The sequence below is a fragment of the Rufibacter latericius genome, from assembly GCF_003721515.1.
GTDB lineage: Bacteria > Bacteroidota > Bacteroidia > Cytophagales > Hymenobacteraceae > Nibribacter > Nibribacter latericius.
The window spans coordinates 64,553-86,067 of the sequence record NZ_RJJD01000015.1 but is presented as its reverse complement, the minus strand read 5'-3'; the positions used below and the strand labels follow the sequence as shown (position 1 = coordinate 86,067).

At 52.7% G+C, this 21,515-nt stretch carries 20 protein-coding genes; 7 read left to right on the top strand and 13 right to left on the bottom strand.

The annotated features are described in order from the left end of the window. Positions 1–98 precede the first annotated feature (98 nt). Positions 99–791, bottom strand: coding sequence for a porin family protein (locus tag EFB08_RS17890; RefSeq protein WP_123128339.1), 693 nt, complete (start codon positions 789–791; stop codon positions 99–101). A 62-nt stretch (positions 792–853) separates the two neighbouring features. On the opposite strand from EFB08_RS17890, the gene gldB reads away from it, so the two are divergent. Both gldB and EFB08_RS17880 read left to right on the top strand, forming a co-directional pair. Then, entirely contained in the window at positions 854–1,849 is a 996-nt protein-coding gene (gene gldB / locus EFB08_RS17885; RefSeq protein ID WP_227006397.1) for a gliding motility lipoprotein GldB, read from the top strand. A 63-nt stretch (positions 1,850–1,912) separates the two neighbouring features. After that, a complete protein-coding gene (locus EFB08_RS17880; RefSeq protein ID WP_123128338.1) occupies positions 1,913–3,112 on the top strand; it encodes a glycosyltransferase family 4 protein in 1,200 nt (399 codons plus the stop codon). A gap of 9 nt (positions 3,113–3,121) precedes the next feature. Here the strand turns inward: EFB08_RS17880 and EFB08_RS17875 are convergent, their stop codons facing one another. Then, positions 3,122–4,630 (bottom strand): serine hydrolase, encoded by a 1,509-nt coding sequence (locus EFB08_RS17875; protein ID WP_123128644.1) that lies wholly within the window; start codon positions 4,628–4,630, stop codon positions 3,122–3,124. Positions 4,631–4,725: 95 nt separating this feature from the next. Here EFB08_RS17875 and EFB08_RS17870 point away from each other — a divergent pair, with 95 nt between their 5' ends. Beyond that, positions 4,726–4,908, top strand: coding sequence for a hypothetical protein (locus tag EFB08_RS17870; protein WP_123128337.1), 183 nt, complete (start codon positions 4,726–4,728; stop codon positions 4,906–4,908). Here the strand turns inward: EFB08_RS17870 and nth are convergent. The 5 genes from nth to EFB08_RS17845 form a co-directional block, all read right to left on the bottom strand. Further along, positions 4,900–5,577, bottom strand: a complete 678-nt coding sequence (gene nth, locus EFB08_RS17865) for an endonuclease III (protein ID WP_123128336.1) — start codon at positions 5,575–5,577, stop codon at positions 4,900–4,902. The two genes, EFB08_RS17870 and nth, sit on opposite strands and share 9 nt — an antisense overlap. Before the next feature lie 173 nt (positions 5,578–5,750). After that, positions 5,751–5,981, bottom strand: a complete 231-nt coding sequence (locus EFB08_RS17860) for an anti-sigma factor (RefSeq protein WP_123128335.1) — start codon at positions 5,979–5,981, stop codon at positions 5,751–5,753. Then, positions 5,956–6,555, bottom strand: a complete 600-nt coding sequence (locus EFB08_RS17855; protein WP_123128334.1) for an RNA polymerase sigma factor — start codon at positions 6,553–6,555, stop codon at positions 5,956–5,958. The genes EFB08_RS17860 and EFB08_RS17855 overlap by 26 nt, the downstream gene beginning before the upstream one ends. A 443-nt stretch (positions 6,556–6,998) precedes the next feature. Next, positions 6,999–7,886: a YitT family protein gene (locus EFB08_RS17850; protein WP_227006396.1), complete on the bottom strand. Its 888-nt coding sequence runs from the start codon at positions 7,884–7,886 to the stop codon at positions 6,999–7,001. 18 nt (positions 7,887–7,904) lie between these two features. After that, complete coding sequence (locus EFB08_RS17845; protein WP_123128333.1) at positions 7,905–8,537, bottom strand: DUF6799 domain-containing protein; 633 nt, start codon at positions 8,535–8,537, stop codon at positions 7,905–7,907. 174 nt (positions 8,538–8,711) lie between these two features. On the opposite strand from EFB08_RS17845, the gene EFB08_RS17840 reads away from it, so the two are divergent. Then, entirely contained in the window at positions 8,712–9,107 is a 396-nt protein-coding gene (locus tag EFB08_RS17840; protein WP_123128332.1) for a YidH family protein, read from the top strand. Between the two features lie 293 nt (positions 9,108–9,400). Here the strand turns inward: EFB08_RS17840 and EFB08_RS17835 are convergent, their stop codons facing one another. Then, positions 9,401–9,793 carry a group III truncated hemoglobin gene (locus EFB08_RS17835; protein ID WP_123128331.1) on the bottom strand — a complete coding sequence of 131 codons (393 nt, stop codon included), beginning with the start codon at positions 9,791–9,793 and terminating at the stop codon, positions 9,401–9,403. 306 nt (positions 9,794–10,099) lie between these two features. Here EFB08_RS17835 and EFB08_RS17830 point away from each other — a divergent pair, with 306 nt between their 5' ends. Both EFB08_RS17830 and EFB08_RS17825 read left to right on the top strand, forming a co-directional pair. Beyond that, on the top strand, positions 10,100–11,434 hold the full coding sequence (locus EFB08_RS17830; RefSeq protein WP_123128330.1) for a cytochrome ubiquinol oxidase subunit I: 1,335 nt from the start codon (positions 10,100–10,102) through the stop codon (positions 11,432–11,434). Positions 11,435–11,443: 9 nt separating this feature from the next. Further along, complete coding sequence (locus EFB08_RS17825) at positions 11,444–12,460, top strand: cytochrome d ubiquinol oxidase subunit II (RefSeq protein ID WP_123128329.1); 1,017 nt, start codon at positions 11,444–11,446, stop codon at positions 12,458–12,460. Positions 12,461–12,583: 123 nt separating this feature from the next. On the opposite strand, the gene EFB08_RS17820 is transcribed toward EFB08_RS17825, so the two are convergent. Next, on the bottom strand, positions 12,584–13,018 hold the full coding sequence (locus EFB08_RS17820; protein WP_123128328.1) for a hypothetical protein: 435 nt from the start codon (positions 13,016–13,018) through the stop codon (positions 12,584–12,586). Between the two features lie 185 nt (positions 13,019–13,203). Here EFB08_RS17820 and EFB08_RS17815 point away from each other — a divergent pair, with 185 nt between their 5' ends. Next, positions 13,204–14,463: an MFS transporter gene (locus tag EFB08_RS17815; protein ID WP_227006395.1), complete on the top strand. Its 1,260-nt coding sequence runs from the start codon at positions 13,204–13,206 to the stop codon at positions 14,461–14,463. Between the two features lie 346 nt (positions 14,464–14,809). Here EFB08_RS17815 and EFB08_RS17810 read toward each other — a convergent pair whose 3' ends face one another. The 4 genes from EFB08_RS17810 to EFB08_RS17795 form a co-directional block, all read right to left on the bottom strand. Beyond that, on the bottom strand, positions 14,810–15,967 hold the full coding sequence (locus tag EFB08_RS17810) for an efflux RND transporter periplasmic adaptor subunit (RefSeq protein WP_123128327.1): 1,158 nt from the start codon (positions 15,965–15,967) through the stop codon (positions 14,810–14,812). 2 nt (positions 15,968–15,969) lie between these two features. Then, positions 15,970–20,364 (bottom strand): CusA/CzcA family heavy metal efflux RND transporter, encoded by a 4,395-nt coding sequence (locus EFB08_RS17805; protein WP_123128326.1) that lies wholly within the window; start codon positions 20,362–20,364, stop codon positions 15,970–15,972. Between the two features lie 262 nt (positions 20,365–20,626). Then, a complete protein-coding gene (locus EFB08_RS23380; RefSeq protein WP_125077788.1) occupies positions 20,627–21,010 on the bottom strand; it encodes a hypothetical protein in 384 nt (127 codons plus the stop codon). Between the two features lie 222 nt (positions 21,011–21,232). Next, the gene (locus EFB08_RS17795; protein ID WP_123128324.1) at positions 21,233–21,361 is read right to left on the bottom strand and encodes a 30S ribosomal protein THX; all 129 of its coding nucleotides are present in this window, start codon (positions 21,359–21,361) and stop codon (positions 21,233–21,235) included. Positions 21,362–21,515 lie beyond the last annotated feature (154 nt).

Sequence of the window (21,515 nt, the reverse complement as noted above, 5' to 3'; positions counted from 1 at the left end):
CGATATAAAAGAAAAGCCCCCGTTGTGAAACGGGGGCTTTTTCGTGAATGGGGTTTCTGTTTCAGGCCTTCTTTGGCAAAACCAAGGCGAAAACAGGATTAGAACTTAATCCCGAAATCAAGGGCGAAAGAGTTATTCTTCAGTTCCACCTTGTTGTCGCTGAAGGTACCGGCATAGTAGTCATCGTCTACATCGGTGAGGCCGCGGTGGTATGATATACCCCCGAAAACTTTGGTGCTCTGGCCCAGTTGCCACTCGGCGCCGGCGCCTAACACGGCCCCAATCTCAAAGGTGTTGAAACGCTTGGTGTACTTGTCGCCTTCAGTGTCTACTTTCTTGTCGTTGACCTTGGCTGCCAGCATGGTGTTCAAAGACGTGCCTGCCTGAAAGTACAGGCGGGTATCGGTGGCTACCTCGTTAGTGAAGAGCTTCAGTGAGATAGGAATCTCCAGGTACTGCAGGTTGATATCGTCTGAACCGGTGATACGGGTTTCGGCGGTGCCGTTCATTTGGCGGTAATCATACGATACTTCGCCGCCTTTTACGTTGTAGAGCAGACCGGTGCTGAAGGCGTAGTTCGCCCCGAAGAAATAATCGCCGATCACCCCCATTCCAAACCCAATGCCTGCGCCTTCATTCTTGAAGTTATACTGGTCTTTGGCAATGGTGCGGGTAGAAGTAACAGAGGGCGATACTTTCACCCCAATTTCTATTTGGGCGGATGCTTCCTGCGAGAAGGATAAAAAAGCGGCCAGCACCAGAATAAGGGGAGTAAATCGAATCATCTTCATAGGGTAAGAGGGTATTAAGGATTAGTACGTTAAATTTGCTTAAAGATAAAGGAAGAATAAGGATGCGAGGCTATTTATTGCTGCTGTTTACTGTTGTGGTGTTTTTTGGTTGTTCAAAAAAGGAAACGTGTGAAATCCCGGAAGAAGTATCCCGTATTCCGGTAGACCTCAAAATTGATCGGCTGGAGAGCCGCTTCTTCAAGATAAAAACTGTGCCAGAGATGCAGGCTTTTCTGAACGAGGAGCCGCTCTTAAGAGACAAATTCCTGCTGCGCGACCGCTATCCCTCAGAAGAACTCATGGCGCAGAACCTGCTCCGTCTGGCCACCGATACCAGCATCCATAAACTGGCCCAGCAGAGCGATGCGCGTTTCGGGGACATGAAAGACGTCACCCAAGATATGGAGAACGGGTTCAAGCACGTGAAACATTATTTTCCATCCTTTCAGGTGCCCAAAGTACAGACCTTTATTTCGGGCCTCAGCCGTGACCTGCTGGTGAGCGACAGCCTGGTGGTGTTGGGCCTGGATTACTTTATTGGGAAGAAGGCATCATATCGGCCGCAGGCGCCGCAGTACATACTGGAGCGCTACGAGAAAGAGAACCTGGTACCGTCTGTCATGCTGCTGGTCTCGAACAAATTCAACAAAACCGATTTCGTGAACAAGGAGATGTTGGATGAGATAATAGACTACGGCAAATCGTATTACTTCACCCAAAAGGTGCTGCCCTGCACGCCAGACTCTTTGATCATCTGGTACTCTGGCCAGGAACTAGCCGATGTGAACTACAACGAAGGCAAAATCTGGGCGCACCTGGTGGAGAAAGGTCTGTTGTATGAGACCAGCCAGTTCATCATCAGGAAATACATCGGTGAGCGGCCCAACGTGCCCGAGATCAGTGAACGTTGCCCGGGCCGGGTGGCTACCTGGGTAGGTTGGCAGATTGTGCGCAAGTACATGGAGAATAACCCAGAGGTGACGCTGCAGCAACTCATGGAAGAGAAAGACGCCCGCAAGATTCTGGAGCGATCTAAATACAAGCCGCAGAAAAAATAACTTTCACTCGCTTTAGGCTTGTTTTAAGAAAAGCAGGCCTAAAGCGCACTTCTTCCTGTGTTCATGCACATCGCGCTGTTTCACCAGTACCACCATAACCCAGACTGCCCAGCCACGTGCCGGCACTATACGTTTATGGCTGAGCTGGTGAAACGGCACCAAATTACGCTCATTACGTCCAATGCCTGGGAAAGCAAACGCCTCACGCAATTGTATGATTGGGTGCCGCCTGGGGTAGAGCTGGTGTCTGTAGACGTGCCGTATTCAAACAAGATGGGTGTGGTGCAGCGGCTACAGGCGTTCAGCTCCTTTGCCACCCATGCCCTAATCAAAGGCCTTCGCCTTCCCAAACCCGATGTCATCTGGGGCGTTTCCACGCCATTGACCACCGCCTGGGCCGCGGCGCAGGTTTCCAGGGTCAGAGGGGTGCCTTGGGTGTTTGAGGTACAGGACCTTTGGCCTTCTTTCCCTATCCAGATGGGAGCCGTTCCGTCAAAAGTGGCCCAGAAAGGCCTCTACAAAATGGAAGCTTCTCTGTACCGAAAGGCCGCGCACATCATTCCTCTTTCGCCGGGTATGGAAAAATACATCGTGCAACAGGGCATTTCCCCTGGGAAAATCACCACGCTAGTCAACGGTACCGAAATCCCACAGCAATCTATCTCTCTAGCAGAGCAGGAAATTCTGCGGGAAAGACTAGGGCTGCAAGGTAAAAAAGTGGTGCTGTATGCCGGAACCTATGGAAGAGCGAACGATTTGCCTCTGTTGGTAAAGGCCGCTGAACTGTTGAAAGGCCAGCCAGACATTTGCTTTGTATTCACCGGGCAGGGATTTGATGCTCCTTTACTGGAAACAGCCACAAAACAGCAAACTAATATCAGGCTATTACCCCCGCTGCCCAGGCATGAAATCTTCTCCTTGTTCTCTATTGCCGTGGTATCAGTGGTGTCATTTATCGATTTGCCGGTACTGGAGGTGAACTCGCCAGGGAAGCTTTTTGACAGCCTGGCCGTAGGAACTCCCGTGGTAGTGACCAATCCCGGTTGGACCAAGACCCTGGTAGAAACGCAGGGCTGTGGCTGGTACGTGCCCGCCGGAGATGCACAAGCATTGGCAAATTCCTTGAGGAAGCGCCTGAGCCAGCCCAATGAAATGACAGCCATGCGGGCGAGCGCCGCCCAGGTGGCCCGTTCCCAGTTTGACCGTCTACAAATGGTACCCGCTTTAGAGGCTATTTTCGAGAAAGTGGCTCAAAACAGGTAACAAGGCGAGCTATTCCTGTAGGGCGATGTTCACGAGTTTCTGGCCCCTGTCACCCAAGTAGGTCTTGATCAGTTTGTCATAGGAGCGGTAGCCATCGTCTACGTTGGTGAAGATGATGAACCCTTTTTTGGATTTCGGGAAAGCAAAGAAAATAGCCGAAGTGCCTTTGTCTGATCCGCCGTGCGACAGGGCGTATTCTCCGTTGCCTAAGTCAAACACCTCAAAGCCCAACCCAAAGTAGAGCCCTTCTTTTGTTTTATGCTGGTGCGACACCATTTCGGTGAACGTCTTTTGGGAAAGTCCAGCCCCGTTCATTATTGAAATCAGAAGCTTGCTGTAATCTTCCACGGTGGTTAAAAGGTCATCGGCGGCGTTGGCGCTAGTGTTTTTGTAGGTTTCGTACAGGCCGCCTTTCGTATCGTGCCAAAGCGCGAACCGACTTTCATCTACCTTTTTATCCCAGTAGAACCGGGTGTCTTTCATGCCTAGTGGTTTGAAAAGCAAGGAATCGGCGAGTTGGTCCAGGGTGCGGTTGAATTTCTTTTCCAGGGCCTTTCGCAGGTACTCCATGCCTTCGCCAGAATACTGGTACTTGGCCCCGGGATCGAATTGGAAAGCCAGCCTCTTGGATTCATTCATCCAGCGCCAATTAGGGAAACCGGTTTGGTGCGTAAGGACATGGCGGGTGGTGAGTTTCTTGCTTCTGGGGTCATGGGCGATGTCTGGATCGGTCCAGTATTTGGCTAGCGGCTCATCCAGTTTCCATTTCCCGGCGTCCACCAGCTTCATGGTTACCAAGGCGGTAACGGGTTTTGCCAGAGAAGCCACGTTGAAGATGGTGTTGTACGGAGCAGGAGTGCCTTTTTTCAGCTCACCGAAGACCTTGATCTGCTGCAGTTTTCCGTCGTTGATGATACCCATGGCCAGAGCGGGAAATTTATTGTCGGTGAGCCAGGCTTCCAAGTCGGCATCGTTGTTGAACACTGGGGCACCTTTGTCTGGGAAAGAGGAACTCAGGTGGTCATAGCTTAATCCCCGCAGGAATTTCCAGTTTCCGTTTTCCAGTTGCCACACATGCGAGAAGCGGGCGGTGCTGGCGAAGGTCTCGGCCTTGGCTGCCTCTTTCTCATAGAACCGATGCCGCCCCGTCTGGATGGCGCCGTACAGCTCCTTGTTCTTGTACAGCGGGAAAACCTCGGTGCTGCCAGTCACCAATTCGCGCCGCGACTGGTACGTGGAAGGTGATTTACACAGCCCATTCTTAAAGCCTGCGATAAACTCTGCTTTGGAAGACGTGATGCCGCCCTTATCATGGTAAAACTCGAAATCATTGCTGAGCAGGCTCTCGAACTGACCGATGTTACAGGTATTGAACCCCACATTGAACAGCAGGCTGTCTTGCCGCATGATGGCCTTGTACAGGTCTGAGGAGGCGGGTTCCTGTGCCTTACTTATGAACGGAACTGAAAAGAAGGAGAGGAGCAGGAGCAGTATCTGGCAATTTAGGGCAGTAGTCATCACCTTAAGTCTATTCTTGATTGAAGCAATGGCATCCAAAGCTCTGATAGAAAAGAGACAGGCAAAAGCTCTTTTACCCCCTTTTCCTGAGGCGAATGCGTGAATATTTTAGTGGCAACTATTTAAAAGCCGGTTTCAGGAAAGAGCAAGTAAAATTGGTTGATGAATTTATCTGTGCCGAAACTAGCTTGATTGTTCCTTCTTCAGGTGATGAATTAGCGGAAAGGTTTTGGCCTTATTTTGTTGAAAACAGACCTAAAACGTTTGGGCTACCCTAATTTATTCTGTGGATCATCGGGCTTGTTTGGCCAGTTTTTCTCAAAATAGGCGCAAAAATGGGTGAGAGGACAGCGTTCGCACTGCGGGGTGCGGGCCAGGCAGATATAACGGCCATGCAGAATAAGCCAGTGATGGGCTTTGGGGACTAAGTCTACCGGAATGTGTTTCAGCAGTTCTTTCTCTACTTCCAGCGGCGTTTTGGCTTTACTACTCACCAAGCCTAACCGTTTAGAGACCCGGAACACGTGCGTATCAACGGCCATGGCTGGCATGTTGAAAATCACCGAGGCAATCACGTTGGCTGTCTTACGCCCTACGCCGGGCAGCAGTTGGAGTTCCTCAATGGAAGACGGCACTTCGCCCCCAAACCGTTCGGTCAGCATTTTGCCCAAGCCGGCCAGGTGCTTGGCTTTGTTGTTGGGGTACGAGATGCTTTTGATGTAGGGGAAAATATCCTCGGCAGAAGCTGAACCCAGCATCTCGGGCGTTGGATACGCTTCAAACAAAGGCGGTGTCACCAGGTTTACCCGCTTGTCGGTGCATTGGGCACTCAGGACAACGGCCACCAGCAGCTCATACGGATTACGGTAGTCGAGCTCGGTCTCAGCCTCGGGGAAGTTCTGGGTGAAATAGGAGATGAGGTGACGGTACCGCTCTGGTTTGCGCATAGGTAAGCATTCTTTCTGCCAATAAAGGTACGGCTTTGAAAAGATTAATTCTACTGCACTGCGTTTCTTAAAGAGCTATAGCGGAAGGGGGGCGTTTGGACATGGCTAAAACCAACAGAGCCCTGATCACCATTGGTCATCGGGGCTCTGTTAGTTTAGGTGAATCTCATCCTTTACGGATGTAAACTTACTGTTTTTGAGTAGCTAATGATAGCGTCGGTGACCCGCTCGCTTGGTTGGGTGAGCGCTTCCTCCAAGCTAAGCTGGGTGAGGAGCAGATCAGCACAGGCTTCGGCTAGTTCCTGGTCTACCATTAAGGCTTCTTCCAGGGCCAGGCGTTGCGGTTTAGGCAATTCGTTGTAAAGGTACCGTACTAGATCATGATGAGTAAAGGTTTTGGTCATAGGCTGATTTATCATTGGACATTTTTTTCCGCAGGTTAATTAATGCGTATCTCATTCTGCCCAAAGCCGTGTTAATGCTAACCCCGGTTGCCTCTGCGATCTCCTGAAAACTCATGTCAGCGTAGTGGCGCATGATCAGCACCTCTTTCTGCGCGGCCGGCAACTGCTGGATCAAGTCTCGCAGGCGGGCATGGGTTTCCTCTTTGATCCGGATGGATTCCACTGATTCCTCAGAGAAGCTTAACGTGTTGAACACATTGCTGCCGTCTTCCAAAGTAATCATTGGGCTCCGTTTCTCCCGGCGGAAGTAATCAATAGCCAAGTTATGGGCGATACGGCAGATCCAGGATGAAAATTTGCCTTCTTCGTTGTAACGACCGCTTTTCATGGTGTGGATAGCCTTCACAAACGTCTCCTGTAGCAGGTCTTCGGCTGTGTAGGTATCTTTCACTATAAGCAGAATGGTGGTATACACCTTGCTTTTGTGGCGGCTAACCAATTCCTCAAATGCGCTCTCGTTACCAGCGATATACGACGTTACTAACGCCGAATCATTTAGCTGTACTGTATTCATCTAAATCTACAATTAAAGTAACGTAGAGGTTTATGCCATATTGTGAGGTTAGGTTTTTAAGATTGGGTTTTTATCTGATTACCAAATATAGAAAATAGAAGATCGAAATGCAACGGGTGAAAACTTCTTAAAAATATTTTTTTTCCGGGTTTAAGGCCTGATTTCGGAAACTTGCCTTTAAAGCACAAGCGCAGAAAACCAAATACCCTCAAATATCACACCAGTACACATGATCAGATCCTAAATTTACTTCTTTCTGATCTGCAAATGAAAGCAAATCTTCTGTTTTTTGGCCCAGAAAAAAAGAAAATCAAGTAAAAGATTCTGTTCTGTCTGGCTAAGTGGCTGCAAGTGAGCGCACAAAAAGAAAATGGCTAGCAAGGTGCGTCTATGCGGGTCTTGCTAGCCAAAAAGTGCCGTAACAGAAAAAGGAGAATTGAAAGTCAATGGGAGAGCGGTCGCTTTTTGATCATGCCGCCTGAGGTATCGTTGATGCTGTGCGTGATGATGAAAGCGCCGGGGTCCAGGTCGGTGATGAGGGTTTTGAGCCGCTGCACCTCCAGGCGGGTCACCACGCAGTAAAGAATGTCCACCTCCTCGCCCGTGAAGCCCCGTTGTCCTTTGTAAATAGTCACCGCCCGGCCTAATTGCGTTAAGATGGCCTGCCGCATGGTGTTGCTGTGCACCGAGACAATGGTGACCCCGGTGTATTCCTCAATCCCGTTGATGATAAAGTCTATGGTTTTGGAGGCGGTAAGATACGTGAGCACCGAGTACATGGCCGGGCTGGCCCCCAAGAGAAAGGCCGCTCCCATAAACAAGAACACGTTGATGACCAGGATCACGTCGCCAATGGTAAGGCTGGTGCGTTTGCTTAAAAGCAAGGCAAGGATCTCTGTACCGTCCAGCACGCAGCCACCCCTGATGGAAAGCCCAATGCCCGCTCCCAGGAAAAAGCCGCCGAAGACAGCCGTCAGCAACTTGTCATCGGTGATGGTGGGGAAATCGATGGTAAGCAACAGTAGCGCCAAACCCATCACGGCTAGCAGGCTCTTGAGCGCGAATGATCGGGCCACTTGGGTGTAGCCGGCAATGAGGAACGGGGCGTTGATAAACAAAATCAGCAGAGACAGCGGGGCCCCGGTGCTCTTGGATAAAAGCATGGAAAGTCCGGTGACACCGCCGTCAATGAAATGGTTAGGGATGAGGAACCCCTTCAGGCCCAAGCCCGCAGAGCAGATGCCACACGTAATCAGAACGGCGTCACGGGCCCTGCCCCACGGACGTTTTACTTTTAAAGCGGCGGGGATAGTAGATTGTGGCGGATTCACAAAAAGAAGGCTTAAAGCTTACTTAACAGAGGAAGATAAGGTCTGCAATAGCTGGTTTATTGTGGAGAGCTGCTTGTTCAAGCCGTTGAAGTGGGCCTCAATGCTTTTCTGCTCAGAGGCTGTGAGTTTACCTTCCAGCAGAGCGGCACGCTGCTCCTGTACCTTCACCAACTGCTCCAACAGCTTTATTTTCTTCTCCTGCGCCAGCGAGTAAGTATATTTCCGTTTCTGGTTGCCCGCTGACACCATCTGGCCATCTACCGTTACAATGCGCACCTCCGTATCGCCCACTACTTTCTTTTCGTGCTCTACAATGGTGTGGTGCGTGAAAATATCATCGGCTACCAATACTACCCTGCCCTGCGGGTTCACCGCGTTCTTCTGTTTTAAGGTGTAGTTCTTGCCGTCTGGCAGGCGTACCTGGCCGGTGGGAGAGACAATGGTGCCATTGCTGTATTGTACCGGTTCCTGCACTTCATAGAGTTTGCCGCCCCGGTGCTGCACCAGTTTGTCCTGCTTCCAGAAAATGGTGTTGTCTTTTATATTGGCTTGCGTGAGAAGGGAATCTGAGGTCTGTTGGGCCAGAGAGGCATGGGCAGAGCTAAGAATAATAACAATAAAGAGAAAACCGTAGAGCGCAATTCTTTTCATGAGAGTACTTTTTAAGTCTGCCTTTATATACGGGATTAGCTATCTAGATGATTGAAGTGAAATTTGCAGAAAACACCTTCCTTTCTGCGGTTAACTGAAAGATGCAGAAAGGTTCTTTGTAAAGTTTAATTTTTGCCAAATCTTTCCGGAAATAAGGGGCGTATAAACCAGTGTATGGAATATGAATTTTGCATGACGCCTGAGTTTGAGAAAGAGGTCAAGAAAGACCTGAAGGTGAAGGAGAAAGCCAATGCCGAAATCAAAGATACCTTGGCCATTGAACGTACCTCCTTCGCGAATGAGCGCACGTTTCTGGCGTATCTAAGGACTTCTCTTTCGCTGATCATTGCAGGCGTTTCCTTACACCAGTTCTTTAATACAGCGGCTTCTATGTGGATTGCGGCCACAATCATACCCTTGGGCGTGATTATTGGAGCAATAGGGTACCGGAAGTTCGCTCAGAAACGGGCTTTGATTCAGCGCAAGCGCGAGGCGTATATACCAGCAAAACAGATGCTGGCCTTGTTGAAAGCCGAGAAATCCGTTGCCATGAAGATAAGCCCGCAATAAGGCTTTTGATGAAGAAGTAAATTGTATTATATATGAAATAAAGGAGTGCGGCGGTCGTACGAGAGGGTGTTGTTGGAATGCAAATCCGCCCACTTCTTTTTCTTTTCTCTTTCCGAATGGTAGTCATGTGGAACTGCTGCCATCTAGCCATATATCAACCTGTATAAAGCAGAAGCGGAAGCCCCATCAGGCTTCCGCTTCTGCTTTATACAGGTTGTATTCAAATCTTCGGCCGTCATGCCAGCAATCCTGGGGTTTCTAACCTTGTTTTGGGAAAACAGGCTTAAAAGAGGTTAGGGCTTTGCCAGGGGCGTAGCCCATAGGCCCATTTTCATCTGGAAGATATTGGCAATACTGGCAGCTTTCTGTTTGGCCTGCTCGGCCATGGAACCTTCAAACAGTTCATCTACGGTTTGGGTGAACAAGGCAATCCAGCGGGTGAAATGGGGGCGGTCAATGGGCATAGCCAGATGCTTGGGGAAAGGCTGGCCTTTATACGCCACCGATCCGAAAAGCACCGTACTCCAGAAGGCATACATTTTAGGCAAATGGTGTTCCCACTCTACTTTGGCAAACTCGTTGAACACCGGGGCTAGCAACTCGTCCTGGTTTACGTGGTCATAGAAAGTATCAACTAATACCTTTATATCTGCCTCGGTCTGTAAATCTGGTTTGGTCTCTTCCATCTCCTTCTAACGCTTTTTGCTTCTTGTTAAACACCACAAGGATAAGGATAGGTGCCCACCTCTGAAATGATATCGGTCATTTTTAGCCTCTTTTCTGAAAAACAAGCTGAAAATGGCACTTGGTAGTGGGGTCAAGGTGGCGGAAGGTCATCTAAATGTGCTTCCTCATGGTGCCCTTCCTTATCGGAAAGCTGGATGGAACAGGAATGGCCTTTAGAAGAAATCTGCTTTTTTCCTGTCCTGCTATGCAATCCTGTCTTACCTTACCGGCACTTTAGACGGAGTATCCACTTACCTTTATTTGTCATGGATGACCTGTTTGCCGCCCGGTCGCAGATGGCGCTGTCGCTGGGTTTTCATATCATCTACGCCTGCATTGGCATGGTCATGCCGTTCTTCATGGCGGTCTCGCACTACCGTTACCTCACCACTAAACAAGATGTCTACAAGCGCCTCACGAAAGCGTGGAGCAAAGGCGTGGCCATCTTCTTCGCGACGGGCGCAGTTTCTGGTACCATGTTGTCCTTTGAGTTGGGGCTGCTGTGGCCCAGGTTCATGGAACACGCCGGGCCTATCTTCGGGATGCCTTTCTCACTGGAAGGGACTGCTTTCTTTATCGAGGCGATTGCCTTGGGCTTTTTCCTGTACGGCTGGGGCCGGTTCAATCCGTGGTTCCATTGGTTTACCGGCGTAGTGGTAGGCTTGAGCGGACTGGCCTCGGGCATTCTGGTGGTAGCCGCCAATGCCTGGATGAACAGCCCTGCGGGGTTTGATTACGTGAATGGCCAGTACCTGAACATCGATCCCCTCAAAGCCATGTTCAACGATGCCTGGTTTACGCAAGCCCTGCACATGACGCTGGCGGCTTTTGCGGCAACGGGTTTTGCGGTGGCGGGTCTGCACGCGCTTATGATCCTGAAGAAGCGCAACGTGGTGTTTCATGCGAAGGCCTTCAAGATTGCGGCCATCTTTGGAGCCGTAGCCGCCCTTCTGCAACCCATCTCCGGCGATCTCTCGGCCAAGGACGTAGCTCAACGGCAACCCGCCAAACTAGCAGCCATGGAAGCACATTTCCATACCGAGAAATCTGCGGCGCTGGTGCTGGGCGGTCTACCCGATGAGGATGCTAAAAAGGTGAACTATGCCATCAAGATTCCGGGTATGCTGAGTTTTCTGGCCCATGGCAATTTTGAGCAGGAAGTCACCGGCCTGGACAGGATTCCTGAGCGGGACCAGCCTCCGGTGTTGGTGACGCACATCGCGTTTCAGGTGATGGTAGGGCTTGGCTCGTTTCTGATGCTGGTTTCCTTTCTGTACCTGCTGGCGCTCTGGAAGAAAAAGAAATGGCTTTACAGTACGTGGCTGCTTCGGCTGTTCGTGCTGGCTATTCCGCTGGGTTTTATCGCCATTGAAGCCGGCTGGACCGTGACCGAGGTAGGCCGGCAACCCTGGATTATCTACGGTATCATGCGCACCGAAGACGCCGTGACGCCCATGCCGGGCATTGCGTATTCTTTTTACCTGTTCACGGGCATTTACTTGTCCTTGAGCTTGGTGGTGGTGTACCTGCTGTATCGCCAGATAAAGGCTGTGCCCACACTCTATGATATCACGCCTGAACCGGCGCACGCAACCCATTAATTCAAGGCCATGCTTTACGTTGTCATCGCTTTTCTCTGCCTGGGTATTTTGCTGTACTTCCTGTTGGGCGGCGCCGACTTCGGGGCCGGAATCATAGAACTGTTCACGCATCGCCGAAACATTCGCCGTACCCGTACCACCATGTACCACGCCATCGGACCTATCTGGGAGGCCAATCACATGTGGCTCATCATCGCCATTGTGATTCTGTTCGTGGGCTTCCCCAGGATTTACGCCACCATGTCAGTGTACCTGCACATTCCGCTGGTGATTCTGCTCATCGGCATTATTGCGCGGGGAACGGCCTTCGTGTTTCGGCACTATGATGCGGTGCTGGATGAGATGCAGGTGGTCTACAACAATATCTTCGTGTATTCCAGCTTCCTGACGCCGCTGTTCCTGGGCATCATTGCCGGAAGTGTGGTCTCGGGCCGTATTGACGTAAACGCCGCCACGTTTGCCGAGGCCTACATCTTCAGCTGGCTGCACTGGTTCTCAGTGTCTGTGGGTTTCTTCACTGTGGCCCTCTGCGGATTTTTGGCCGCTATTTACCTTATCGGCGAAGCCGAGGAACAGGACCGGCGCCGGTTCGTGGAGAAAGCCAGGATTATCAATATTGTGGCGGTCATCTGCGGGGCTTTGGTGTTTGGGGCTGCCCAACTGGAAGGCGTGCCGCTGCTGGAATGGCTCTTCGGGAATGCGGTGAGTTTCACTTCGATTGTGCTGGCTACGTTGTCGCTGGTGTTGCTGTGGGTGCTGCTTGGGCGCGGTCAGGGAAAAGTGTTGCGACTGTTGGCTGGCTTTCAGGTGACCATGATCTTGCTGGCCATCAGTTGGGCCCATTTCCCCGATTTTATTTTGCTGCAAGGGGGGGCCCATCTCTCGCTGTTGGAGACCCAAGCGCCAGCTGCCACGATCAATGCCCTGGGCTGGGCTTTGGTGCTGGGCAGCGTGTTTATTCTGCCGGCGCTCTTCTACCTGTTTTACAGTTTCCAGAAAAAGCCCATCCACGACTTTGAGGTGTAAGGCCGTTTCAGGGCTGGTTTCATGAAAATGGCCCTGAAACAGAAATTCGTCGGTTGGTAAAAACAGAATCGGCTTGGCGGAAACTTCCTCCGCCAAGCCGATTCTGTTTTTTTACGAGAGAGATTATTGCTCTACTTCAATCAATTGGCATTTTTTAAGCCAGCGCAGGGCTTCTGTTTCGGAGGTGAATCCTTCAAAATCAGCTCCTTGGCCGTACCAGGGCTGTTTGCGCATATCTGCGGCTAGGGCCTTCGTCTCTGGGTCTTTGGTATGGGCCGGAGACATCAGGTAGGCTACGTGGGTGATATGTCCCATTTGGCCGTGCAGGGTAGGGTAAAACGATTCCTTCAGCCAAGCCATATCCTCTAAGGAAAGCGGGCCTCGGCTCCTGATGTCAAACAACCAATAACGGGCTTGGGTATCTTTGGCTAGCTCCAATACCTGTTGGTAGACCTCACGCGCGGTGAAGGCATACACCGGTTGGGGCCAACGCAGAAACAACACGTCCAGGTCTGGACGGTGAGTCAGCGCAATGGCATCTAAAAATAATGGAGACATAGGGGAGACGTTTAGTGAGGTAAACTTACAAACATTACGCACAACCAAGTCTATTAACCATGTTAAATTATGGGTAGACCCAGAATATAGCAAACAGCTATGTTTTATTTAACGTTCGTTCCTGAGCAATTATAAACCAATTCCGTAGAAAAATGCAATACCTTTGCCATCCTGATTTTTAACCTGTGACAACACCTACCCCAATCCCCGAAGAACGGCACGACCCCTACGCCGTCCTCCGGATTCCCGAGTTCAGACTTTTCGTTTCCGCCCGTTTCTGCATCACGCTAGCCATGCAAATACAGGCCGTAGTGGTAGGCTGGCAGATCTACGACATTACCAAAGACCCTTTTTCGCTGGGGCTCATTGGTTTGGTAGAGGCGATTCCGTCTATCACAGTGGCGCTGTACGCAGGCCATGTCGCCGACATCATCCCGCGTAAGCGCATCATCATCACCGTGCTGAGCGTGCTGCTTTTCTGTTCTTTGGCGCTCTTGTTCTACACCCTGGATGTTGGTAAAATCCTGCACACGTTTGGCACGCTGCCCATTTATTCCGTGATTTTCCTAAGCGGAATTGCGCGTGGGTTCATGGGGCCAGCCGTGTTCGCCTTCATGCCACAGCTGCTGCCAGACCGGAAACTGTACGCCAACGCCATTACCTGGAGCAGTACTACCTGGCAGGCGGGCTCCGTGGCCGGGCCAGGCATTGGTGGTTTGGTGTATGCCTTCGGTGGGGTAACGGCCGCGTTTGGGGTAGATGCCTCGCTGGTGCTGCTATCGCTGCTGCTGTACACGTTCATTGCCGCTAAGCCCCTGCCGGTGAGTGAAGGTCCGAAACTCAAGATCAAGGAAAGCCTGCAAACCGGACTCCGGTTCGTGTTCGGGAACCAGATCATCCTGAGTGCACTGGCCCTGGATATGTTTGCGGTGCTCTTCGGCGGAGCCGTGATCCTGCTGCCGGTTTTTGCCTCCGATATCCTCAAAATCGGGCCGCAGGGCCTGGGCTTGTTGCGCTCGGCACCGGCCATCGGCTCGGTGACCATGGCCTTGTTCATGGCCTATCGGCCGATTACTTTCAACGCCGGGAAGAAAATGCTGTGGGCGGTGGCAGGTTTTGGGGCGTGCATCATTGTGTTTGGCTTGTCAGAGCTGTTCTGGCTCTCGTTTGGGATGCTGCTGCTGAGCGGTGTGCTGGACAGCGTCTCGGTGATTATCCGGTCCACGTTGATCCACACGCTCACGCCCGAGCACATGAAAGGCCGTGTCTCCTCCGTGAACAACATCTTTGTGGGCTCCAGCAACGAGATTGGGTCTTTTGAATCCGGCCTCGCCGCGAAGCTGCTGGGCGTAGTGCCCTCAGTGGTATTCGGTGGAACCATGACCATCCTCATTGTGTCCTTTACCGCCTGGAAAGCAGACAAACTGCGGAAACTGAGTTTGTAGTAGCTTTAAAAGTGAAGCCCTTGCTTTTGACCTGTTTTCAGAAATCAGGTCAAAAGCAGGGGCTTTGTTATGGAATGGGTCTGCGGAAGGGCTCTATTTGCCTGATAGAAAATTCATGTGCGGCGGCGAAGGCAGTTGGCGGAGACGCTCGCAGGTCCTCCAGACGCTACGAGGTCTTTGGAGCGGAGGTCTGCTGCGTGGTGGGTGGCTAAACCTGTGAGGTTTTCAAAACCTCACAGGTTTAGCGTTTTTGGCCTCTTTCTCCCAAACTAACCCTAAAACATATTCCCTATTCAGGACTCAGAACTCAAGACTCAGGAATAATTGGTGCGAGCGTCTGTGCCAACTACTCCTCTTCCTCCTTATTCTCCTGCATGGCCAGCAGGTTGTGCGCGCCTTTCACGGCAATGCTGGTGGTGGTTTGCAGTTCCGCCGGGAGTTGCACTTCCACGTAGCCGTTGCCTTTGAGGCCGGTTTTTACTTCTACCCGTTTGAACTGACGGTTGCCGGGGCTGGCGTACACGTAGGGCGAGCCATCAAACTGAACCACGGCGCTTTCGGGGAGAGCTGTAACAGTGCGGTCGGTGGTCTGGACGGTGGCGGTCACGTACATGCCGGGCAGCAGTTTGTGCTCGTCGTGGTGGTCAAGATGAGCGTGGATAGGAACGGTTTTGTCGCCCTCTACGCTGTGGCCTACTAGGATGATCTCGGCGGTGCGGGGCGCGGGATCATTGGGGAGGGTGTAGGTGAGGCGCTGGCCGGGGCTCAGGTAGGGCACGTCTTTCTCGAAGGCGTTAAGTTTAAGGTGCAGGTCATCGGTGTTCACCAGTTCAAACAGCACATCAGAGGCGTTGACCATTTTGCCCACGTTCACCAGCGTGTTTTTCACGAAGCCGTTGATGGGCGAGGTGATGTTGATGCTCCGGCTGATTTTGCCGTTCTGCAGGCGCGCCGGGTTGATGTTGATCATGAGCAGTTTCTCCCGCAGGGCGGCCAGGCTGTTCTGTAGCACCTCACGCTCGGTTTTGATTTGCTGCAGGTTCTTAAGGGCGCTCACTTTCTCCTCAGTGAGTTCCTGCTGGCGCTGATACTCCAGGTTGGCCAGTTGCAGACGCGCGCGGGTATCCAGGTAGTCCTGCTGCAGTTGCACGTAGTCGGGGTGTTGGAGGGTGGCCAGAATTTGGCCTTTCCGGATGTGCTGGCCCGGCAGCAGGTTCATGGTTTTCACAAATCCGCCGTACGGAACCGAGACGCTGATCAAACTAGTAGGCGGCACGTCAATCTCGCCGGAAAGCTGCAGTGTGTTGCCCAGTTTCTGTTGCGTGGGCGAGCCCAGCTCTACCCCGGCGTTCTGCATCTGCTGATGGGTAAGGGTAATGAGCTCAGGCGTTTCTACTGGCGTAGCCGCGGCCTCGGGACTAGGCGTTTCGGGGGTGTTTTTCTCAGAACAGGCCGAAAAGAGGATGAGCCCAGCCAGGCTATACGTGAAAAAAGATGTTCTCATGGTTAGTTGCCTCCTAAATATTGGAGTTGAAAGACGTTTAATTGGTAGTCCAGCAGGAGCTGAAGGTAGTTTTGTTGGGTGCGCAGCTGTTGGTCGGCGGCTTGCAGGTAACTCAGGTAACTGGCCTCGCCGCTGCGGTAGGCTTTGTCGGCTTGGGTAAGGGCCAGGCGGGCATTCCCCAGCACTTGCCGCTGGTAGAACTGCAGGCTCTGGCGCAACTGCTGATGGGTGGCCTGGGCGGCCTGCCACTCGTTCTGGAGCAGGTGCTGTTGGTTTTGCAGCGTGGCCTCGGCAGCCTGTTTGCCAAACGCCGCGGCTTTTACCCGCGCCCGTTGCGGTCCCTGCCACAGCGGTACCGTCAATCCCGCTTCCACGCCCTGGAACCGTCGGCCCCGGTCCGCTGCCGTTTCAATGCGTCCATTGATGTCATAAGTGCCAATCAACGACTGGTTGAAGTAGCCCAAGGTAATATCAGGGGCCAATTTGCTTTTCTCTGCCTGTTGCTCGCGGTCGGCCACGGTGATTTGCTGTTGGTACACAGAAAGCAGCGGGTGGTTTCCAGAAGCGGCTGCGCCGATAGTGGTGCTGTCTACCCGCAACGGTTCAGGGGTGATCATCAGTGGCTCCGGGGCTTGGATGAGCGCGTTCAGCTGCGCCTGCGCCACCGCCAAAGCCGTTTGGTTCTGCCGTATCCGGTCGGTGAGTTCCAGGCGTTGGGTGGTAGCGGTGGTTTTCTCCAGCAGGCCGGTTTCGCCGGTTCTGAACCGTACCTCGGCCGCCCGTTCCAACACCTGGAAGATGCTGTCTTGCCGTTGCAACAGTTGAGCCGTGCCGTGCAGAAACGCAAGGCGTGCATACGACTGTTTCACCTGGTAAGCCAGATCGTGCTGCTGCAGGTTCAGTTGCTGTTGGCTCAGGTTTTTCTGCTCCTGCAACAGTTTGCTCTGTGCTTTCCAGGTGCTAGGGAACGGAATGGTCTGGCTCACCCCAATGCGGTCATCGGTCACGGGGCTGTTGATTTCGCCCTGGCTGTAGGTCATCTCGGTTTTGGGAATATCCACGGCAGTTTTCTGCAAAGCCCCGCGTATTTCCACTTCCAGCGTCGCGCTGCGTAGCTGTTTGTTGTTCTGTTGCGCCAACTCTAGGACCTGAGCCAGAGAAAGGGTTTGCGGCGTTTGGGCTTGACCTACCTTCGGCAAAGCCAGAAAGAACAACACCAAGCCCAAGGCGGCTTCTTTCTTCAGTTTCTTCATACCCTTGCCCGAGTTTTTCAGTCCGCCCACGCCTTTCTCAGAGAAATAGTAGATGATGGGCAGTACCACCAACGTGAGCAGCGTAGCCGATAGCAGTCCGCCGATCACCACGGTAGCCAGTGGTTTCTGGACTTCGGCGCCCGCCGAGGAAGACAGGGCCATGGGCAGGAACCCTAGCGAGGCCACCGTGGCGGTCATCACGATGGGCCGCAAACGCGCCGCCGTGCCTTCCCGGATGACCTGTTCCAAGTTGGTCATGCCGCCAGCTTTGAGTTGGTTGAAATACCCGATCATCACAATCCCGTTGAGCACGGCCACGCCAAACAGGGCAATAAAGCCCACGCCCGCCGAGATGCTGAACGGCATGTCGCGCAAAAGCAAAGCAAAGATGCCGCCAATGGCCGAGAGCGGAATGGCCGTGAAGATGAGGATAGACTGCTTAACAGACCTAAAAGCGAAAAACAGCAGCACAAAGATGAGCGCCAACGCCAGCGGCACTGCCACCGAAAGGCGTTTCTTGGCTTCTATCAGGTTCTGGAACTCGCCGCCGTAGGTAATGGAGTAGCCCGGTGGCAGCTTGATCTTGCCCTCTATTTTCTGCTGAATCTCGGTGACAATACTCTGCACATCGCGGTTACGCACGTTGAACCCAATGGTGATGCGGCGGCGGGTCCCATCGCGCTGAATTTGGTTGGGACCTTCTTTCATCTCCACTTTGGCAATGTGCTCCAGCGGAATCTGCAGGCCGTTGGCGTTGCTCACGTAGAGGCGCTGCACATCAGAGATATCGCGCCGGTTCTGCTGGTTCAGGCGCACCACCAGGTCAAAGCGTTTCTCGCCCTCGTACACCTGGCCGGCAATCTCGCCCGCGAACCCGGCGGTGACGGTGCGGTTCACGTCTTCCACGGTGAGGCCGTAACGCGCCATGCTCTCGCGGTCATATTCCACCACTACCTGCGGCAGACCGCTCATTTCCTCAATGTACAGGTCCTGCGCGCCTTCAATGGGCTGGATGAGCTTGCGTATTTTCTGGGCACTTTTGGCAAGTTGGTCCACATCCTCGCCATAGATTTTGAGTACCACGTCTTGCCGGGCGCCGGTCATCAACTCGTTGAAGCGCATCTGGATAGGCTGCTGCACCCCGAAAGACGCCTGCGGAAGGTTCTGGTGCAGTACCTCAGACATCTTGTTGGCCAGTTCCACGCGCGAGCTGGCGCTGGTCCACTCAGAGCGTTCTTTCAGCACCACAATCATGTCGCCCAGTTCCACGGGGTTGGGTTCAGTGGGCACTTCGGCGGAGCCGATCTTGGTGACTACTTTCTCAACCTCGGGGAAGGTTTTTTTGAGAACTTCAGAGGCTTTCTGCACCACTTTGATGGTCTCGTTGAGCGAACTGCCGGTGAGCACGCGGGTTTCAATGGCGAAATCGCCTTCGTCCAAAGACGGGATAAACTCGCCGCCCATTTGCGTGAACAAGACTAAACTCAGCGCGAACAGCCCCAAAGCCACTCCCAGCACCAAGGCTTTCGCCCGCAAGGCAAAGTTGAGCAGCGGCTGGTACGCCCGATTAATGGCGTTCATGATTTTGTCTGAGATGTTGTCTTTGTGCAAGGTTTTGCGGCTCAAGACCAGCGACGACATCATGGGCACGTAGGTGAGCGACAGCAGGAACGCGCCCAGAATTGCGAAGGAAACGGTCTGCGCCATGGGTTTGAACATCTTACCCTCAATACCCACCAGCGCCAGAATAGGCAGGTACACAATTAAGATGATGATCTGCCCGAACGAGGCGAAGCCCATCATTTTGCTGGCCGAGCCCTGCACTTCCTCGTCCATCTGCTTGCGCGAGAGTTTTATCAAGCCTTGTTGGTGGTAATTGCTGGTTTGGATGTTGTGGATCACGCTCTCCACAATGATCACAGCCCCATCCACAATCAACCCGAAATCCAGCGCGCCCAAACTCATGAGGTTACCGGATACACCAAACACGTTCATGAGCGAGATGGCAAACAGCATGGCCAGCGGAATCACCGAGGCCACCAGCAGCCCCGCCCGCAGGTTGCCCAACAGCAGCACCAGCACGAAGACTACAATCAAAGCGCCCTCGGCCAGGTTTTTCTCTACCGTGCTGATGGCGCGGTTCACCAGTTTGGTGCGGTCCAGGAATGGCTCCAGCACTACGCCTTCGGGCAACGTTTTACGGATCTCGGCTACTTTGTCTTTCACCCGCTGAATCACCTGAGATGAGTTTTCGCCTTTGAGCATCATCACAATGCCGCCGGCCACCTCGCCGTGCTCGTTCACCATTGCCCCATAACGGATGGCCGACCCTTCGCGCACCTCGGCCAGATCTCTGATGAGTACGGGCGCACCGCCGGAGGTGATGGTGACCACAATGCGTCCGATGTCTTCCTGGGTTTTCACCAGCCCTTCGGTGCGGATGAAGTAGGCGTTGGGATCTTTCTCAATGTAAGCGCCGCCTGCGTTGGCATTGTTCTTCTCCAGCGCGTCGAATACTTGGGTGATGGTGAGGTTGAAGCTGCGGAGCTTCTCAGGGTTGATGGCTACCTCGTACTGCTTCAGCTTGCCGCCAAAACTGCTGACCTCGGCCACGCCGGGCGTGCCCAATAGTTGTCGCCGCACAATCCAGTCCTGGATGGAGCGTAACTCGGTGGCGTTGTACTTGTGCTCAAAGCCGGGCGCGGGGTGCAGCTCGTACTGGTAAATCTCACCCAGACCGGTGGAAACCGGCGCCAAGGTGGGTGAACCCATGCCTTCGGGGATCTGCTCCTCGGCTTCCTTCAGTTTCTCGGTGATCTGCTGGCGGGCCCAGTAAATATCGCGGTCCTCGTCAAAGACCACCGTCACCAATGACAGCCCGAAGCGGGAAAACGACCTTATCTCCGTGATGCCTGGCACGCTGGCCACCGACAATTCCACGGGGAACGAGATGAGCCGCTCCACTTCCTGCGCCCCCAGCGAGGGCGACACCGTGATGACCTGGACCTGGTTGTTGGTGATGTCGGGCACGGCATCAATGGGCAGGCGCTGCACGTTGTACACGCCCCACGCCACCAACGCCACCGTGAGCAAGCCAATCACCAGCTTGTTCTTGATGGAAAACTCTATAATCTTCTGTAACATGTTCTTGATATGTGATGAAGCGGCTTTTCACCGATTCCTAAGAAATCAGGCGAAAAACAGCCATGCCGGAGAACGTCTGGTCTGTAGCCGTCCTGACGGTTCTGGGAGAAAGCCTAAGGCAATTCTGGAAAGAAAATAAGATGTTGGGGACAGCAAATGGGATAGCGGCGTTCTTAGGCTGTTTTCTGAAAAACAGACCGTAAACGGTTGTAGAGAAAAACTCTACTCAGGCATGAAAAGCCCGTGCTGCCACAAAAAGGAATCAGGCTGCCTGCGGAGGCTGCCAGATACTGCCGGTAAAGGCCTCGGGAACCCGGGATTGGGGATGTGAGGTGAATTGCTGTGGCTCCTGTGCTTCGTGTACCTGGAAAAAAGGCTGCAGCAACGGCATGGCTACAAAGAAATCGTAGGCCGAGTTGCCCATCTGTTTGAGCGGGAGCCGGTCGTGGTTTTCTGATGGGGTGTTCTCTGAACCCTGATAGTGCATGTCCAGAAACGCTGTGAAACTCAGCTGATCGTTCAGGGCGATGTGCGTCTGGTAGTGCTGCAGCAGGTTCGAGATTTTGGACAGTTCGTGCAAATCAGAGTTGGGCAGCAGGGAGCCCAGAAAGAGGTAAACCGCAAAGAAGATAACTCTGACTTTCACAACAGGGAAGGAGGTTCTACGGGCAAATATAAAAAGAATGCCGGAAGGAGGAGAAACAAAAAGGCGTTTGTGGTGCGGAGTGTCTTCTGGTTGAGTGGCGGTTAGGCTTCTGGACCTTGAAAGAACCTGTTCCTGCTTTTGGCCTGATTTTTTGAAAAAAGCCCTAAAGCAGTGAGGCCCGCCAGATTTTTTCTGGCGGGCCTCACTGCTGGTAGTCATGGACTATGCTTTGCCGGTTACAGTGAGCTTGGCGGCTTTGGTAGCCTCGTTTTTAGGTTTTTGGGGGCGGCTGTTACCGTAAGAACCTTTGCTGATTTTGCCTTTTTTGCTTTTTTTATCTCCTTTTCCCATGGTGAATGTAGTTGGTTATAGATTGAAACATTGGGTGACAAGTTCTCTTGTGCGAGAGTCAGGAAGAGAAAGTTACAAAGTAGGTGAAATAAGCGCAAGTTTCTTTAGGGGTTTGAGGCCTGGTTTTCAGAAAGTAGCCCTGAAACGATCTATG